Origin of the sequence: Shewanella indica, from assembly GCF_033842865.1 — a bacterium.
GTDB classification, from domain to species: Bacteria; Pseudomonadota; Gammaproteobacteria; order Enterobacterales; family Shewanellaceae; genus Shewanella; species Shewanella indica.
In genome coordinates this window covers 996,711-1,013,808 of the sequence record NZ_JAWXXR010000001.1, presented here as the reverse complement: position 1 = coordinate 1,013,808, position 17,098 = coordinate 996,711, and the positions used below count along the sequence as shown (strand labels likewise).

General features: G+C 56.1%; 15 protein-coding genes. 8 read left to right on the top strand and 7 right to left on the bottom strand.

All coding sequences use genetic code 11. The features are described 5' to 3' along the window. Positions 1–24 precede the first annotated feature (24 nt). Entirely contained in the window at positions 25–936 is a 912-nt protein-coding gene (locus SIL79_RS04660; RefSeq protein WP_025010203.1) for a LysR family transcriptional regulator, read from the bottom strand. Positions 937–1,055: 119 nt separating this feature from the next. Here SIL79_RS04660 and SIL79_RS04655 point away from each other — a divergent pair, with 119 nt between their 5' ends. Genes SIL79_RS04655 through SIL79_RS04645 form a run of 3 tightly spaced genes read left to right on the top strand, consistent with a single transcriptional unit; the run spans position 1,056 to position 3,763 of the window. Further along, a complete protein-coding gene (locus tag SIL79_RS04655; protein ID WP_071476786.1) occupies positions 1,056–2,162 on the top strand; it encodes an alkene reductase in 1,107 nt (368 codons plus the stop codon). Next, positions 2,159–2,740: an ester cyclase gene (locus SIL79_RS04650; protein ID WP_083399846.1), complete on the top strand. Its 582-nt coding sequence runs from the start codon at positions 2,159–2,161 to the stop codon at positions 2,738–2,740. The genes SIL79_RS04655 and SIL79_RS04650 overlap by 4 nt, the downstream gene beginning before the upstream one ends. 12 nt (positions 2,741–2,752) lie before the next feature. Beyond that, positions 2,753–3,763: a polysaccharide deacetylase family protein gene (locus SIL79_RS04645; protein ID WP_071476787.1), complete on the top strand. Its 1,011-nt coding sequence runs from the start codon at positions 2,753–2,755 to the stop codon at positions 3,761–3,763. An 88-nt stretch (positions 3,764–3,851) separates the two neighbouring features. Here the strand turns inward: SIL79_RS04645 and SIL79_RS04640 are convergent, their stop codons facing one another. The 4 genes from SIL79_RS04640 to SIL79_RS04625 all read right to left on the bottom strand — a co-directional run bounded on the left by SIL79_RS04640 (position 3,852) and on the right by SIL79_RS04625 (position 8,859). Beyond that, complete coding sequence (locus SIL79_RS04640; protein WP_071476788.1) at positions 3,852–4,994, bottom strand: putative sulfate/molybdate transporter; 1,143 nt, start codon at positions 4,992–4,994, stop codon at positions 3,852–3,854. 276 nt (positions 4,995–5,270) lie between these two features. Beyond that, positions 5,271–6,671 carry a tetrathionate reductase family octaheme c-type cytochrome gene (locus tag SIL79_RS04635; protein ID WP_319619018.1) on the bottom strand — a complete coding sequence of 467 codons (1,401 nt, stop codon included), beginning with the start codon at positions 6,669–6,671 and terminating at the stop codon, positions 5,271–5,273. 12 nt (positions 6,672–6,683) lie between these two features. After that, positions 6,684–8,411: a DUF3373 domain-containing protein gene (locus SIL79_RS04630; protein WP_162206479.1), complete on the bottom strand. Its 1,728-nt coding sequence runs from the start codon at positions 8,409–8,411 to the stop codon at positions 6,684–6,686. A gap of 121 nt (positions 8,412–8,532) precedes the next feature. Then, a complete protein-coding gene (locus SIL79_RS04625) occupies positions 8,533–8,859 on the bottom strand; it encodes a c-type cytochrome (protein ID WP_025010197.1) in 327 nt (108 codons plus the stop codon). Between the two features lie 554 nt (positions 8,860–9,413). Here SIL79_RS04625 and phsA point away from each other — a divergent pair. The 4 genes from phsA to traF all read left to right on the top strand — a co-directional run bounded on the left by phsA (position 9,414) and on the right by traF (position 14,569). Next, entirely contained in the window at positions 9,414–11,693 is a 2,280-nt protein-coding gene (gene phsA / locus SIL79_RS04620) for a thiosulfate reductase PhsA (RefSeq protein ID WP_071476791.1), read from the top strand. Positions 11,694–11,705: 12 nt separating this feature from the next. Then, on the top strand, positions 11,706–12,278 hold the full coding sequence (locus tag SIL79_RS04615; protein ID WP_039033542.1) for a 4Fe-4S dicluster domain-containing protein: 573 nt from the start codon (positions 11,706–11,708) through the stop codon (positions 12,276–12,278). After that, positions 12,275–13,219, top strand: coding sequence for an NrfD/PsrC family molybdoenzyme membrane anchor subunit (nrfD, locus tag SIL79_RS04610; RefSeq protein ID WP_100144632.1), 945 nt, complete (start codon positions 12,275–12,277; stop codon positions 13,217–13,219). The genes SIL79_RS04615 and nrfD overlap by 4 nt, the downstream gene beginning before the upstream one ends. Before the next feature lie 156 nt (positions 13,220–13,375). Beyond that, positions 13,376–14,569, top strand: coding sequence for a conjugal transfer protein TraF (gene traF / locus SIL79_RS04605; RefSeq protein ID WP_319619016.1), 1,194 nt, complete (start codon positions 13,376–13,378; stop codon positions 14,567–14,569). A gap of 7 nt (positions 14,570–14,576) precedes the next feature. On the opposite strand, the gene SIL79_RS04600 is transcribed toward traF, so the two are convergent. Together SIL79_RS04600 and metJ are read right to left on the bottom strand one after the other, a co-directional pair. Then, on the bottom strand, positions 14,577–15,320 hold the full coding sequence (locus SIL79_RS04600; RefSeq protein WP_101095731.1) for a sulfite exporter TauE/SafE family protein: 744 nt from the start codon (positions 15,318–15,320) through the stop codon (positions 14,577–14,579). A gap of 75 nt (positions 15,321–15,395) precedes the next feature. After that, positions 15,396–15,710, bottom strand: a complete 315-nt coding sequence (metJ, locus tag SIL79_RS04595) for a met regulon transcriptional regulator MetJ (protein WP_039033538.1) — start codon at positions 15,708–15,710, stop codon at positions 15,396–15,398. 215 nt (positions 15,711–15,925) lie between these two features. Here metJ and metB point away from each other — a divergent pair, with 215 nt between their 5' ends. Next, entirely contained in the window at positions 15,926–17,086 is a 1,161-nt protein-coding gene (gene metB / locus SIL79_RS04590; protein WP_319619015.1) for a cystathionine gamma-synthase, read from the top strand. The last annotated feature ends 12 nt before the right edge of the window (positions 17,087–17,098 follow it).

Genomic DNA, 17,098 nt, shown 5'->3' with positions numbered 1-17,098 from the left:
ACGCTGCGCTAGAATGGGCTAGGTTCAAATCAACGGAAAGCGCCGCTCAAATGTCTGAAACCTGTCGGCCAGAAAATCTATCACCCGCCGCACCTTGAAGCTGGGGTAGTCGGTATGCAGGTACAGGATTTGCAGCGGCACAGTCTCGCATTGCTGGGGCGAAAAAAGGTTAATCAGCCGCCCGGCATGCACATCTTCGGCGACATCCAACCAGCTCTTGAAGGCGATGCCCTGGCCCTCCAGGGCCCAGTCGCGAATGACGGCGCCATCATTGGCTATTCGCCTGCCTTTCACCTCAACGGCCAATGGGTTACCGGCTTCCGTGAAGCCCCAGCGTTGCCAAGGCTCACCGCCACGATTGAGGATCAGCACCTTATGTTGGCTCAGTTCATGGGGCGTCTTGGGCCGACCATATTGGGCCAGGTACTCAGGCGAGGCCACCGCTACCCTGTGCACATACAAGAGATGCCGCCGCATCAGGCTGGAGTCGCTCAAATGGCCGTACCTCAGCGCCAGGTGAACATTCTGGCCTATGAGATCTGTCAGCTGATCGCCGAAGAAATACTGCAGTGACAACTCGGGCGCCCCGGCCATCAGTTGGTCCAGCCAGGGACGGATCAGGCTGCGGCCCAAGTCCGAAGGCAGTGCCAACCTGACTTCTCCTTTGAGCTCACCGCGGCTTTCCGCCAACGCCATGGCGGCGTTGTCCAAAAGCCCCATCGCCTGACGGGCGGCATCGACAAACACTTGTCCCTCTTCGGTGAGCTGCAGTCGCCGGGTGGAGCGGGCAAACAACTGGCTGCCCAGCTTCTTTTCCAGCCGCTGCAGTGCGGCACTGGCGGCGGCCGGGGTCATGCCCAGCTCGCGTCCGGCGGCAGACAGGCTCTGAAGTTCGGCCACCCGTAAGGCCAGTTGCAGATCATTGAGATGATACATTCAAAAATTATTTGAAAATAAGTTAAGTAATAGCCCAATTATCAATCAAGTTCGAAAGATAGACAATGAGCCTGTGAAGTGTTCCGGCGAGCTCGCCATTCAGTCATCAGGAGTTTCATATGTCACTGTTAGTTCCATATTCCCTCAAGGGATTGTATCTGTCCAATCGGGTGGTCATGGCCCCCATGACGCGTTCGCGCACCAGTCAACCGGGCAATATTCCCAATGCCATGATGGCGGAATACTACCGCCAGCGCGCCTCGGCAGGGCTTATCATCACAGAAGCCACCCAGATTTCCGACGACAGCCAGGGCTATTCCTTTACACCCGGGATCTACACCCAAGAGCAGCTGCAGGGGTGGCGTTTGGTTACCCGCGCCGTGCATGACGCCGGGGGACGAATCTTCAATCAGCTTTGGCATGTTGGCAGGGTGTCTCACCCCGTGTTCCAGAAGGGTGAAGCGCCGATAGCCCCTTCGGCCATAGCACCGACGGCGACTCAGGTGTGGGTTTCAAACGGCAGTGATGGCGGCCAGATGGTGGATTGTCCGGAACCCAGAGCCATGACCCAGGCTGATATCGACCGGGTTGTGAATGATTTTGCCAATGCCGCAGTCAATGCCGTTGAAGCGGGTTTTGATGGCATTGAGGTACATGGTGGCAATGGTTATCTGATCGATCAGTTTCTGCGGACCAACTCCAATAAGCGTAACGATGCTTACGGCGGCACTAAGGCCAACAGAATACGTTTCCTGCTGCAGGTCGTAGATGCCATCGCCGAACGCATAGGCCCGGAGCGGGTGGGGATTCGCCTGGCGCCCTATGTCACCTTTAAGGATATGGCTTGCCCGGAAATCGTCGACACCATACTCCTGGCGGCGGCCGAGCTTAACAAGCGAGGAGTCGCTTATCTGCACTTGTCTGAAGCCGATTGGGACGATGCGCCTGAGATTCCCGAAAGCTTTCGTCGCAGCCTGCGTCATGCCTTTCTTGGCTGCATCATAGTGGCCGGTCGCTACGATCTTGAACGCGCCGAAACAGTATTGGAGCAAGGCTATGCCGATCTGGTGGCCTTTGGCCGCCCCTTTATCTCCAACCCGGATCTGCCAAAACGTTTACAGCTCGGTAAGCCGCTGGCGCCGCTCGGCACTGGCCCACTGTTTGGAGGCGGCGCCGAGGGATACACAGATTATCCGGCGTTGCAGCCTCTTGAGGTGGGTCAATGAAGCGGGAAAGCCCGGCGCTCAATGCGTCTCGGGCCGTGAGCCGCGCCGCTATTTGGCCGGCCTTGCTCTGTAGCGCTCTGGCCTTAAGTGCTGCAACAGTAGTGGCCAGACCGGCTGCTTTGGCAACAAACCTGCCAGTGCCCAAGATTCTGGTGACAGATGGCAGTCAGGCTGAGGCCGAGATTGTCCAGGCGGCCCGTCTTTACGCCGCATTTTGGAACAGTGGCGATCCGGCCTTTGCCCGTGTAGCCCTGAGTGAACACTTTATCGATCGTACACTGCCAAGCGGGCGATCCCAGGGACTCGGCGGGGTATTACAGGTATCAGAGGGCTTCAGACAGGCGGTGCCGGATCTCAGCGCTGAGATTGAGCATCTCCTGGTGGCCGATGACTATGTCACTGTGCGTCTGAGGTTTCGTGGTCATTTCAGTGGCCAATTTGGCGAACAGCAGGGTCAGGGGCAGGCGATAAATTTTCAGGCGGTGGATCTCTACCGGGTTAAGCAAGGCCGTATTACAGACAACTGGCATCTGGAAGACTATCAGAGTCTTTTCTCCCAGATGAATCTCAAGCCTTAAGGAGTAAAGAGTATGCATTCACGCAGACAATTTTTAATGGCCGGCGGCGCTCTGGCTGCCGGTTTGGGTCTAAGTCAAACCGCCGTGGCCGCTGGTGGCATGAGCACGCCCATGTTGCTTCCAGGGGCTGTGGCCGCTGATAGTAAAAATAACCCAGCAGGCAAGCGCCATTTCTGGCCCAATGGTGAGCGCCTGGTTATCTCTATCTCAATGCAGTTTGAAGCGGGAGCCCAAGGGGCAAATGCCGAAGGGCCGTTTCCCCCCATGGAGCCGGGTTATGTTGATACCATCACGCCGACTTGGTACGCCTACGGCATGAATGAGGGGATCCCCCGGCTTTTGCGGCTGTGGGACAAACACGGTATCAAGGTGACGTCGCACATGGTGGGGCGGGCTGCCGAACTGGCTCCTGAGCTTGCCAGAGCCGTGGCCGAGCATGGTCATGAGATCTCCGGCCATGGTCAGAGTTGGACGCCGCAGTACAGTATGAGTGAAGCCGAAGAGCGCGCCTCCTATGAGCAGAGTATTGCCACTCTGGAGCGGATTACCGGCCAGCGGCCGTTGGGGTTCAACGCTTTTTGGATGCGGCATACCCCCAAGACGCTGGAGATACTGCAGCAGCTCGGTTTTATCTACCACATAGATGATCTGGGCCGCGATGAGCCGTCGCTGATCCCTGTCAAAGGAAAGCCGTTTGCCGTGGTGCCCTATAGCCTGCGCAACAACGATATAGGCCGCTTCGGCGGCAATACAGCCATGACAGCCGCGGCCTTTCTGCAGGAACTCAAGGATGAATTTGACTGCCTCTATCTCGAAGGGTCAGACCGCAGACGCATGATGTCCATCAGTGTTCACGATAGGATAGGCGGTGCCCCCGGAATCGTCAGCGCACTCAATTCCTTCCTCGAGTATGCCAAGTCTCATGCAGATGTCGGTTTTATGCGTAAGGATGAGATTGCCAGGTGGGCCTTGAGCCAAAACGATGTGCCGCTTAATCCGCCGCGCCGCTTCCCGGCAGGCTAAGTGGCCCGGCAGATAACGCCTGCCATCGACTCTAAAGCCACCATCCCGGGCTCAGTTTGAACCGGGATGACGGCTTTGTGGATTGAGATCAGCGCAGTGCGCTCAGGGTTTGCCACTGACGGCGGCCGAACTCCAATACCACGCCTACAGCCAAACCGGCGGCGGCATTGACGGCCAGGCTCACCACAGCGGTCGCCAGGATAACAAAGATACAGAAAGGCTTGCCGTCCAAGAGGCGTTTGGACCAGGCCAACTGCAAGCCGGCGGTGGACAGCAGACTACCGAGAATAGCCAGCGGAATAAGGCTCAGCAGCCAGGCCACGTTTTCCCCCCAGGAGAGGGCTATCAGCAGGCAACTGCCGCCGAAGATTAGCGGCGCCCACAGGCGGCGGGCACCGAAATGGTATTGCACCGCCAACCCTCCGGCACCGTGGCACATGGCCGAAGCACCGAAGGGACTCAGCAGCAGATTGGCCAGGCCAGAGCTGGTGGCAAAGGCCTTGGGGCTGAAACGCTTGCTGTCTTCGGGGAACTTCTCTTTGGCCATTACTGAGGTGGCGATAACGGCATTGGTCAAAGTCAACGCCAGTTGCGGCAGCACCAACAGGGTTGCCGCGGCTCCCCAGTCATTTAATTCGGGCCAGCTCAAGTGCCAAGGCGTGTTGTTGAACACAAAGCTGCTGTCGCTGCCGCCTTGCTGGTATTGCCATAGCATGCCGAGGGCAATCACCAAGGGCATGGCCAGATAGCGCAGCGGGATAAAGCGGGCAAAGAAAATCAGTGCGAAGGCGCCGAATCCCAGCACAGGCTCGTCGGCCATCATCTTGAAGCCCATCCACAACAGTTGCAGCCCTATGGCCAGTTGGATGCCGACACTGATAGCCTGGGATATTTGCCGCGACAGCCAACTGATGGCGCCGGAAGCCGCCAGTACCAGCAGTATTACTCCCATCAGCATGGCGCTGGCTTGCATCATGCCAGGTGTCAGCCCCTGGGCGATGACCAGGGCGGCAATCACTTTCATGGGTTGCACGGGAATGGGGCGGCGATAAAACAGGGCTGTGGCCAGGGCAAAGAGACCGAAACCGAGAAAAATGCCTTGGGGAGAAAACTGATTCAGAGCTATCAACCCAAGCACCAGAGGGAGAAAGGTTCCCAGATCGGCAAAGGCGCCGCTAAGCTCACCCAGGGAGCGGTTTAATGAGGAAAAAGTCTTGCCGTTTGTTGTCATTGCACTTGCCACAGAAAAGGATGCCCAGACAACGCAAGAAAAATGCCATTTTTTGTAGGGAGTTGCATCATCAATGACCCGAATTTACCGTCATAGTCTAATTCAGTGTAGTGCCGCTTGGACACTTTGGCCCGATTCTGGGTCTAAATGTCTTTTTTGGGGATAAGTGGCATCTCGTTTGGGGAGTACCAGATGAGAGAGTGGCAGATGAGAGTGACCGGCTCCCGGGAGGCAGGGAGATGCGGGAGCCGGTCTTCAGGGCTTGCCTGAATCGGATCAGCGGGCGTGGCGAGCGCCGCCTTTGTGTTTCATGGGGTCGCCCTCATAGCCCAGCGCCTGCCAGTCGAGGCGGTCACCGCCGTTGTGGCAGTCGGCGCACTTGAGCGCTTCACTCTTGGGCGAGACCATGTGGTTGATACGCCACCACATTTCGGTTTTGGCGAAGCCGTACTGGCCGCTGTAGCTGATGCCCTTGGCCTGCATGGGCTCGCTGGCGGCCATCCCTAAGCGAATCGCCTTATCCCAGTCAAACTCAGACCAGAAACCGCCCTTGCCATAGGTCTTGGGATTGAGCAGCACCTTGTTGACCTTATCGTACACCTGCTTGCCTGTGTGTACCTTGAAGGGGTAGATCTTCGCCTTGGGATCCTGAATGTCACCCAGGGGGAAGGTCAGACGGGTGACCTGCTCGGGATCCATCTTGTCACCGGCCATATAGGCATCGGCGCGGCCGTTGTACCAGGCGTAGCTGGGCTTGACCATCTTGCCCCAAACGAAGCTGCCCTTTTTCTTGGCGTAGCTGTGACGACCATATTGATCCAGGCTCTCTTCCCTGTCTTCACCGGCAGTTGACCAGTCCCAGTGCAGCTTGGTGGGCTCATGGCGGGCAAAGAAGGGAATGTGGCAGGTCTGACAGGCCACGGTCGCCGCGTGCTTGTTCAGCTGTTTGTTGCCGTGTGGTGCACTGTCGTGGCAATTGTCACAGCCGATATGATCTTCACCGCCGGGGGACACACCCATGGCGTTACCGCTGATCATATGCTTCTGGGTGGTGTGGCAGTCCTGACACTGGAAGTCGTTGCCGTCGCTGTCCATATGCACATCCGTGGCCTTGTCCGGGTAGGCCATGGAAGAGTCGAGGTCGCCATGTTTGACCGCATCTCCGCCGCCACCGTAGAAGTGGCAACTGCCGCAGTTATCCCGCACCGGCTTGCCGACATTCTGGGCGACCCGCAGCAGATCCACTGTCTTGAATACCTCACCGGCCGCAACGGGATCTTTCACATAAGTACCCGTGGTGTCATGGCACACCAGGCAGTCCACCTTGGTCTTGTCCTTGAAGTCAAAGCTGTTGTCTTTCCAGCCGTAACCGGCATGGCAGCCGGTACAGCGCGGTTCGTTACCGGCAATGGAAACACAGAAGTTGTTGATGGAGTTTTTCTTGCCCCGTTTGACTGTACGTCCGGGCAGTTTCTGCTCCAGCTCCCAGGTCCAGTGGGATGACAGCATAAAGTCATCGGCATCCTTTTCATGGCACTCAAGACAGGCCTGGGTGACTTCCGAGCCTGTGTTGAAGGGGCCCTTGAGTACCTCTTTGTGGGGGCCGCCGGCCTGGGCCTGGCTCAGGAGGCCGAGCCAGAGTGCCGTGGCTATAAATGGCAGATAAAATGTTTTCATCTGTGTTCCTCCCTAGAAATTCACTGTCAGTGAGGCGTTGATATCCAGCGCCGTATCCACCACGGGCAATAGCGAATAGGCGCTGCCGTCCAGTACATCATCCACCTTCACAGGTGCACCCACGGGCGTGCCCGAGCCAGTGTATTCATAGTCGTAGTAGAGCCCCGCCAGCTTGATAAACATCTTGGGATTGATGTCGAAGATGTAGTAGGCCTCGGCCACATGGCCGCGGGTGGCCAGCTTGCTGCCGACCGGGTCGTCCTGGGCCTGAGTGAAGGGCGTCCAGTACTTGGAGCCATAGTTGTACTCTAGACCGAACTTGCCGTAAGGCGCCGGGATCTGCATGCCGATATAGATGCCGTAACCATCGTGGGAGGCATCGGACTCGGCGCTGGATGGCACCATCAGCAGTTCATCGCCACTGCTGTTGAGCTCTGCTTGAAACACGGCGTCGGTCAACATGCCGCCGAACATGCCGGCGTTGCCGTTGCTCTCAGCGCGGGTCCAGCCAAAGGAGGCAAACAGCTTGAGATCGTCATCGGACTCATAGGCATAGCCCAGGCCGCCCAGATACATGTCGCCTATGACCCCGCTGGGTTGCACCCGGGTAACAAAGTTGAAGTTGTCGAATTTCTGCAGATCGCTGTATAGAGTGGGGGCGAAAATGCCGGCCAACTCGTTGGGGAAGGCCATGGTGCCCTTGAAGCCGTCGTTGATATCCCGCGCGGCAAACAGGGTCAGCTGCAGGAAGTGGTTACCATCGTTGATCACATCAATGTTGAAACCGCCCAGATGGGTGTCCTTGCTGACGGTATCGCCATAAAGCTCGCCATTGCCCCATTGGGACTCAAAGCCCTGACCGTAACAGAAACGCACCACCTGGCCTTCTATCCCGGTGAGCTCTCCAAGCTTGTAGCCCAGAGTGGCACCGTCAAAGTTGAAGTTGACCAGGTGTCCGGAAGGGGTGCCGCCACGTTTTTCATTTTCCCGGTAGTGGCTCGGTGGGCCATAGGTGGAGGGACGACGGCCGACAGACAGATAAAACTCGCTGCCGCCGATGTTTTTCCAGTCAAAGTAGGCGCGCTCGACCCGCAGCCAGTCGCCGCTGGGGTTGCCTGAGTTGGTGCCGTCCATGGTGAAAGAGCGCCAGGAATCAAACACCTGCACACCGGTGGAATCGCCCCAGTCCTTGAACATGGTCAGGCGTCCGGCAAAGCTGACGTTGTCCCACACCTTAGCCTTGAGATCGAGCCGTAGCCGAGTGGTGTAGAAGATGTCATTGTCTATGTCGCCACTGCGATAAGGCGCCAGCACATAGGGCATAACGCCCTGCAGTTGCCCCTGGGCAAAGGCGTTGGCCAGCTCAGGGTTGGCAGCCATCATCTTGCCAAGGGGCGAGGAGGGATCCATGGGGTTGCCCAGTTCGCCGGCCATGGCTTTGGCGCCGAAGTCGTTGAAGTCCATCTTGATCGCCGGATGCCAGGTGACATTGCCATAGTGCAGCGAGTGGGCTCGGGTACGAAAGTCGCCGCTGATCTCCAGTCGATCGAGCGCCGTGTGCCGCTCTGTCTTGTCCACCCGGCTGTTGAGTATATCCAGCTCTTCGGTGATCTCCTGCAGTTGCTGTTTAAGCTCGCGGATCTTGGTGCTGTCATCCAGTTCCCCGGCCTGAAGCTGGGGGCTGCCCAGCAGAGCTAAACCCAGTGCCTGGGCCACCGCCAGAGCGATAAGAGTACGCATAGTAGATTCTCCTGACCGGTCTTGCCGGTCGTTTTCAGGCAGCAAGCGGCCCTGGGGTAACCCCATGACTTTGCTTGCAAGCTGTAAATTTAGTTAAGTGATTGGCGCCTATGCGCTCGGATCAACCGCAGGTCTGGGGTTGATCCGAGTCGGCGGCATGGTCGTACAGGAACTGTTGAATATCCTTGAGTTCCTGCTCTGTTAAAGGCTGAAACGCCTCGGGTTTGGCTTTGTGTTTGTCTCTGGCGAAGAATCTGTCCCATTGGCTCATGGTCTTGCTCATGGGAGTCAGTTCGCCGCCTATGCCTGCTTTGCTGTGACACTCTTTACAGACTTTCTTGTACAGGTGTTTGCCTTTCTTGGGGTTGCCGCCGTCGGCTGCGGTGGCGCCTGTGGCCAATGCGCAGGCTAAAAGCAGAAGGCCGAGTTTGCTGCTGGTGTTCATCATCTATTCCTCTGGGGTGACCGCCCGCTCCGTTAATGGGCTGTTATTTTATGTGTCCTTGCGGTTGTCAATTTAGCAATCCTGAGGTGCGTCAGCTTTGAACTGGATCACTTTCATGAAAACAATCTAATTGATAAAAATATCATTGAAATAAATCTAATTGAGATGATGTTTTTGTTTTTAATCATTTAATTTTATTGTGTTTTTATTTTTTGAACAGAAATCATCACTGTTGTTTTGGCTGATTTTATGAGCGTGATCGGCTTAACAATTGTGAATATTTGTTATCTCTAAAGTGGTTTTTGTTAATCAGTTTGGTGCCTGTAATGGCTTTTTTTTAACGGCTAGAGGCTGGATTACCCTCACACTTTCATGTCCTTTCCGGCATCTTTGCGGGGGCTGGATCACACTCACTCCCCCTATGTGGTTTACCACAATACCCACAGGAATTTAATGGGTAAACAATGAGCTTAAGCCGCTGTAGTCAAGCGGAATCCCATTCAAACAATAACCTGTGTGAGCGACCTTTCCCCGAGGGGAGAGGATGGAGGTAAACCATGATAGAGCTTGATAGGCGCACCTTTCTGAAAGGGGCTGGAGCCGGAGGGGCAACCTGTGCCCTGGCCGGAGTTCTGCCCGGTTCGCTGGCGGCTTTGGGGCGCAGCCCTCTGACCGGCAGTGCCACTGAAGTTGCCAGTATGTGTGAGATGTGTTCGACCCGTTGCCCGATTTCGGCGCGGATAATCGACGGCAAAAACGTCTTTATTTCTGGCAACAAAGAAGCCAAATCATTCGGCGGTAAGGTCTGTGCCCGTGGCGGCGCCGGCCTCAGTTTATTGTACGATCCACAAAGGATTGTCAAACCACTCAAGCGCGTCGGTGAGCGCGGCGAAGGCAAGTGGGCCGAAATCAGCTGGCAGGAAGCCTATCAAACCATCGCCACCAAGCTGAATCAAATCAAGGCCGACCATGGTCCTGAAGCCGTGGCATTTTCCTCCAAGTCAGGTTCGCTGTCCGGACATCTGTTCTATTTGGGTCAGGCTTACGGCAGCCCCAACTCCTTTACCCATAACACCACTTGCCCGGGCGGTTATGTGGTTGCCGCCAAGGCGATGTTCGGTACCAAGGTGAAGCGGGATCTCTCCAACTCCAAGTACATCATCAACTTCGGTCATAACCTCTATGAGGGGATCAATATGTCCGAAACCCGGGGAATGATGAAGGCCCAGGCTGACAAAGGCGCCAAGTTGGTGGTGTTTGAACCCAGGTTCTCTGTGGTGGCCGACAAGGCCGATGAGTGGTATGCCATTCGTCCCGGTTCGGATGTGGCCGTAGCCCTGGCGCTGTGCCATGTGTTGATTGCCGACAACCTCTATGACAAGGCCTTTATTGAGCGCTATGTTGTGGGTTTTGAAGAGTTTGCCGCCGAGGTCAAGGCTTATACCCCTGAGTGGGCCGAGACAATTTCCGACGTGCCTGCCGCCGACATCCGCCGTATTGCTCACGAGTACGCTGCTGCAGCGCCTCATGCCGTGGTCGACTTTGGCCACAGATCTACCTTCACTCCGGAAGAGTTCGATATGCGCCGGGCGCTGTATGCCGCCAACGTGCTGATCGGCAACCTGGAGCGTAAGGGTGGCCTCTACATGGGCAAGAAGGCCGGTGGCTACAACAAGTTTGCCGGTGAGCTTGTGGCTCCTGAGCTGGGTAAGCCAGGCGTTAAACTGCCCAAGCCGCAAGCCAAACGCATCGACCAGATGGATGAGCAGTTTGCTATGGCCTGGTCCGGTGGTGGTATCTATCAGTCAATCATAGATGCAACTCTGGAAGCCAAGCCTTACCAACTGCGGGCCTGGGTTATGAGCCGTACCAACCCTATGCAGACCATGACCGACCGTGCCAAGGTGGTTGAAAGTCTGAAGAAGTTGGAGTTTGTGGTTTCCTGTGATGTTTACATCAGTGAAACCGCCGCCTGGGCCGACATCATACTGCCCGAGTGTACTTACCTGGAGCGGGATGAAGAGGTCGCCGACAAGTCCGGCAAGAACCCGGCCTACTACCTGCGTCAGCAAGTGGTAGATGTGATTGGCGATGCCAAGCCTTCCTGGCAAATTTTCCGTGAACTGGGCATAGAGATGGGCCTGGAGCAGTACTATCCCTGGGAAAACATGGAAACCCTGCAATTCCTGCAGGTGAATAAAGACGCCCAGCTGTTGCAGCACATCAAGGACAAGGGCTTTGTCAGCTATGGCAAGCCGCTGATGCTGCGTGAACCCAAGATGGTGGCCGACTTTGTCGCCGCCTACCCCAACGCCAGGGGCATGGATGAAGATGGTACTTATGGTAGCGCGCTCAAGTTCAAGACCCCCAGCGGCAAGATTGAACTGACCTCCGCCAAGGTAGAAGACATGGCGCCTGGCCGTGGCACTATCGCCTATCGCGAAGTGACCCTGAAGCAACCGGACGAGCTCTACTTTATCCAGGGTAAGGTGGCAGTGCATACCAATGGTGCGACCCACAATGTGCCTATGCTGGCTAACCTGATGTCCGATAACGCCGTCTGGATCCACCCTGACACTGCCGCCAAGCATGGCATTGAGAATGGGGACGCCATTCGTCTCACTTCCAGTGTCGGCAGTGAAGAGGGTCATGCGCTGGTGACCAAGGGCATACGTCCCGACACTGTGTTCGCCTATATGGGCTTTGGTTCCAAGAACAAGGAGCTGGCACGGGCGACCGGTAAGGGCGTGCACTGCGGCAACCTGCTGCCCAACGTGACTGCACCTGTGTGCGGTATGAACGTACACACCACAGGTGTGAAGCTGGAAAAGGCATAAGGGGAGGCGAAGATGACTAAAAGATATGTGATGGTGCACGACGAGAATAAGTGCATCGGCTGTCAGGCCTGTAACGTCGCCTGCCGCAGCGAAAACGGTGTACCTGAGAGCGTAACCCGCCTGCAGGTACGGGTAGAAGGCCCATTCGGTGATGCGCCGCATCTGCACTTCAAGTATCACAGGGTGTCCTGTCAGCAGTGTGAAGATGCCCCTTGCGTCAAGGTCTGTCCTACCGGGGCGGCTTATGTGGGCGAGGACGGCATTATTTCCATCAAGGCAGAGAAATGTGTCGGCTGTATGTACTGTGTGGCGGCTTGTCCCTACAAAGTACGCTTTATGAACCCGGAAACCAAGGTGGCCGACAAGTGCAACTTCTGTAAGGACACACGTCTGGCACGCGGCGAACAACCCGCCTGTGTGACTGTGTGTCCTACCGATGCCCTGGTGTTTGGTGATGCCAACGAGGCCGGCAGCGAGGTGGCGACTCTGCTCAACACCCGCGTGACTTATCAGGACAAGACCCATCTGGGTACTAAACCCAGAATCTACCGTATTCCTGTCAAGAGAGGGGGGATCCAATCATGAACAATACTTGGGGCGATATGACACAATACGACCCTGTAACCTGGAACTGGGTCATAGCGGTTTACCTCTTCTTGGCTGGGTTATCGGCGGGCAGTCTGCTGATTGGGATCGGGCTGCGTTGGGTACAAAACAAGACAGAGGGGGATAGCGGCCTTCTCAAGGCGGCAGCCTTGATAGCACCCGTGGCCATCTGTCTGGGGATGGTGTGTCTGGTATTCGACCTGACCAAACCGTTCCACTTCTGGCTGATCCTGATCAACTACAACCTGACCTCCGTGATGTCCATCGGGGTGTTGGCGCTGCTGGCCTATATTCCGCTGACCTTTGCCTATGCGCTGGTCGTGCTGAAAGATGATCTCGGTAACTGGGGTCTGGGCTTCCTTAAAGGGATTGCAGAATCACTGACTGGCCTTCGCAAGACTATGGAAGTACTGCTGTTTGTGCTGGCGATTGTCGTGGGTGCTTACACAGGCTTCCTGATCTCCGCCATGAACGCCTACCCCATGCTGAACACTGCCGTATTACCGGCGCTGTTCCTGGTGTCCGGCTTGTCGGCCGGTGCGGCCGCCAATGCGGTAGTGGCGCTGCTGCTGTTCAAGACAGACAAGCACTGCCCGCAGCTGGGACGGATGCACGGCCTGGAACTGCCCATAATGGCGGCAGAGATCCTGTTCCTGTTCATGCTGTTCTGCGCGCTCTACTTCAAGGGCGGTGCAGCGGCGGCAGCGCTGGCATCACTGACAAGCGGCGTTTGGGCCAGCGTGTTCTGGATTGGGGTTGTGGGTATAGGTTTTGGTATCCCGCTGCTTTCCATGTTGTTGCTGCCGGCGAGTACCCGCCACACCAAGGGCGCCATGCTGGCGGTAGCCTGCTGCAGCCTGACCGGGGTGCTGGCACTTAGACACTTCATTCTCTATGCAGGTCAGAGCTATCTTGGTTAACAAGCACCTCTGAACCTGTTTTGCCTCAGCCCGTATTATTTGATACGGGCTTTTTTTGTATCTTGATACCATTGTGCCACTGAGATCTGGACTATCTTTAACCCATGTAACTAACGTCTTGCGTCTGGTTACAGATAAAAGCAAGAGGGGGATGAGATGAAACTGAGTCTGTTGACACTGCTTACCACGGGGCTTGCCAGCACGCTGGCGCTGGCTGGGCAGGATGTTTATGAGGCCCGCGCCGATGCCATGGGCGGCGTTGCCGTGGCGGCCGGTAATCGTGAGGCGGCGGCCTTTTCCAATCCGGCGCTGCTGGCTTTGCCCTCGCGCCGCAGCAGTGACTTCAGTTTACTCATTCCTACCATAGGCGCCGATGGCGCCGATAAAGATCAGATGATCGATAAGTTTGATGCCTTGCAGGATAACTATGACGCTCTGGTCAATGCCATAGACGCCGCCGACACAGCGGCTATCGATGACTACCGCAAGCGCCTCAGTGGTGACTTGCAATCGCTGCAGGGCAACAGCGCCTATGTCAGTGCCGGTATCAATATGGCGTTGGTCATGCCTTCGGATGGTTTTAGCTATGCCTTTGTATTCAAGAGTTATCTCGATGCCTTGGGGATTGCCGAAATCGCCGCTGCGGATATTGATGCCCTGGATAATCTGGACCCCAATAACCCGCCGGAAATCCAAGATTTGACCTCCCAGGGGCGGGTAGTGGCCGGGGCGGTTTCCGAGCTCGGAGTGGCCGTGAGCTATCCGCTATCTATCGTCAATATGCCGGTGACAGTGGGAGTCACCCCCAAGCTGCAACGGTTGGATAGTTTTAACTATGCTGTCAGCGCCAACAACTTCGATGCCGATGATTTCAATGATGATGATTATCGCAGTGATGACACAGGCTTTAATCTGGATATCGGCCTGGCATTTCAGCCATTGGATGGTTTGGTTATCGGTGTCAGCGGACGTAATCTTATCGAGCGGGACTTAAGCAGCATAGAGGCTGGCGGCGTGCAGCTTACCTATCAGGTGAAACCTATGGTTACCGCCGGGGTGGCCTATGACTGGGCGGCCTTTTCGCTCAGCAGCGACTTGGACCTTACCGACAACGACAAGTTTGCCGAGCTTGAGGGCAGCCGCTATTGGCGTTTAGGTGGCGAATACCGGCCTGCTGACTGGGTTGCTTTACGGCTCGGTTATCGCCAGGATCTCAATGATCACAGCGCCGATCTCTACTCTCTGGGGACAGGTTTTGCCATAGGCAACAGCTTCCGGCTGGATCTCACCGGCATGTTTGGCAGTGACGATGCCATAGGTGGCGTGCTGCAAACCAGCTATCACTTCTAACAGCGATTTAACCGTTGATGAGCGCCAGAGTTGATTTGATGGTCAGCAGCAGGGCGCTCAGGGCGCACAGTGCCAGCGTCAGGACTCGGGTCTTCTCTTTATCTACCCTGCCCACCAAACGGCCAGCCACCAGAAAACCGAGAAATACCGAAGGCAGTAGCAACAGCGACAGCCATAGGTGTCTCAGGGTCAGGAGGCCAAAACAGCCGAGAATGATCAAGGCTATCAATGAGCTGAAGATAAAGAAGGCCGACAGCGCTGCGCGGAACTGACTGGCGTCTTTTCCCGCCAGCAGCAGGGCCATAGGTGGCCCACCTATGGCGGCCACGGTGCCGAAGATCCCGGAAAAGATCCCGGCGATAAACAAGCTTAGGCGGTTGATTTTGATACTGTACTTTCTGAAGCTGAGAAATACGGCCACGGCCACAATCAGGGCTATGGTCAAGCCCATAATCGGTTGCGGCGCCAGCAACAACAGGGTGGCGCCAATCAGGCCGCCGGGGAGCCGTCCCAGCAAGGCATATTGCAAGCCGTTGAATTCCAGGTGACCGCGCTCGCGTACCAGTGTCAGCAGGGCGATGGAAAACCCCATGGCGATAACAGGAGCGGGAACCAGTTCCGGATCGACGATATACAGCAAAGGTGTAGCTACCACGGCTAGGCCAAAGCCTATCAGCGACTGGGTCAGGGCGCCGGTAAATATGATCAGGGATGCCAGCAACAGGGTGACGGGATCTATCAATGACAGCATTCGCAAGCTCCCAAAAGAAAAGGATCGCGCAGCGATCCTTGTTCAACAATAAGATAATTCAGAGGAATAAGACACTTATTCCATGTCTTCCCATTCAATGCCCATGGCATCCATCATGCGTTTGGCTTCTTCCGGGATGCTGTCTGGTTTGTCTTTGGACAAATCCTCATCATTGGGCAGTGGCTGGCCGGTATAGGCATGCAGGAAGGCTTCGCACAACAGTTCGCTGTTTGTGGCGTGCCGCAGGTTGTTTACCTGGCGCCGGGTGCGCTCATCGGTCAATACTTTCAGTACCTTCAACGGAATAGAGACAGTGATTTTTTTCACTTGCTCATTCTTCTTGCCGTGTTCGGCATAAGGGCTGATGTATTCGCCATTCCATTCAGTCATTGATTCACCTGTGATCTCACTAATTCGCAGCAGATTTTAAACCCTTACAGGATACAGTCAAATGATTGCCTGCAAAATCTGTGCAATATGAACAGAAATCCATACATTTGGACGTCCAAACGTCTTGATGCCTATTGACGGCCGGATGGTCATTGGTTAGATTTAGACGTCCAGACATCTTTATGGTGTCGAGCCTCAGCATTCAGGAGTCGATTATGACAGAGCGGCGATTAGCAACCACAGCGGTCCGGCAGGGCATCGAATCAGACAGCCAGCACGGGGCCGTGGTGCCACCCATCTATCTGTCGACCAACTATGCCTTTGAGGGCCACACCCAGCCAAGATCCTATGATTATAGCCGCTCGGGTAATCCTACCCGCTCCATTCTGGGAGATGCTTTGGGGGAGCTTGAACAGGGCTGCAGTGCGGCAATCACAGCGACCGGCATGGCGGCCATTACTCTGGTGGTCAACCTGCTGGGGCCGGATGACCTCTTGTTGGTGCCCCATGACTGTTATGGCGGTAGCTATAGGCTGTTCACCCATCTGGCGGCCAAGGGCCAGTTTCGCTTGCAGGTGCTGGATCAAACCGACCCGCAAGCTCTTGCCGCTGCCCTGGCGCAAAAGCCGCGCATGGTGTGGCTCGAGACGCCATCCAATCCACTGCTGCGGGTAGTGGATATTGCCGCCATTGCCGAGGCAGCTCACCAGCAGGATGCATTGGTGGTGGCTGACAACACCTTTTTATCGCCGGCGCTGCAACAGCCTTTGCTGTTGGGGGCCGACATAGTGGTGCACTCGACCACTAAATATATCAATGGCCACAGCGATGTGGTGGGCGGTGCCGTAGTAGCCAAAGATCCCGAATTGGCAGAGCAGCTGCACTGGTGGTCCAACACGCTTGGACTGAGCGGAGGCGCCTTCGACAGCTACCTGACCCTGCGTGGCCTGCGTACTCTGGCGCTGAGGATCCGCGAGCATCAGGCCAATGCCGAGCGCATAGTGGCGCTGCTGAGTCAGAGCCCGGTGGTCGACAAAGTTTATTATCCGGGGCTTAAGAGCCACCCAGGCCATGAGATTGCCGCCAGGCAGCAGAGTGGCTTTGGCGCTATGCTGAGTTTTGAACTCAAGGGTGATGAAGCGCAGGTGGTTGCCTTCCTCGGCGCGCTCAAGCTGTTTTCCGTGGCCGAGAGCCTGGGAGGAGTTGAGAGCCTGGTGGCGGTGCCCGCCACCATGACCCACAGAGCCATGGCGAGTGAGGCTCGCGCCGAAGCCGGTATTAAAGACACGCTTATTCGCTTGTCTGTGGGCATAGAAGATGGCCGGGATCTGCTGGACGATATCGCCGCCGGATTGGCGGCAGCCGCAAACTGTTGAATTGAAGGAGCT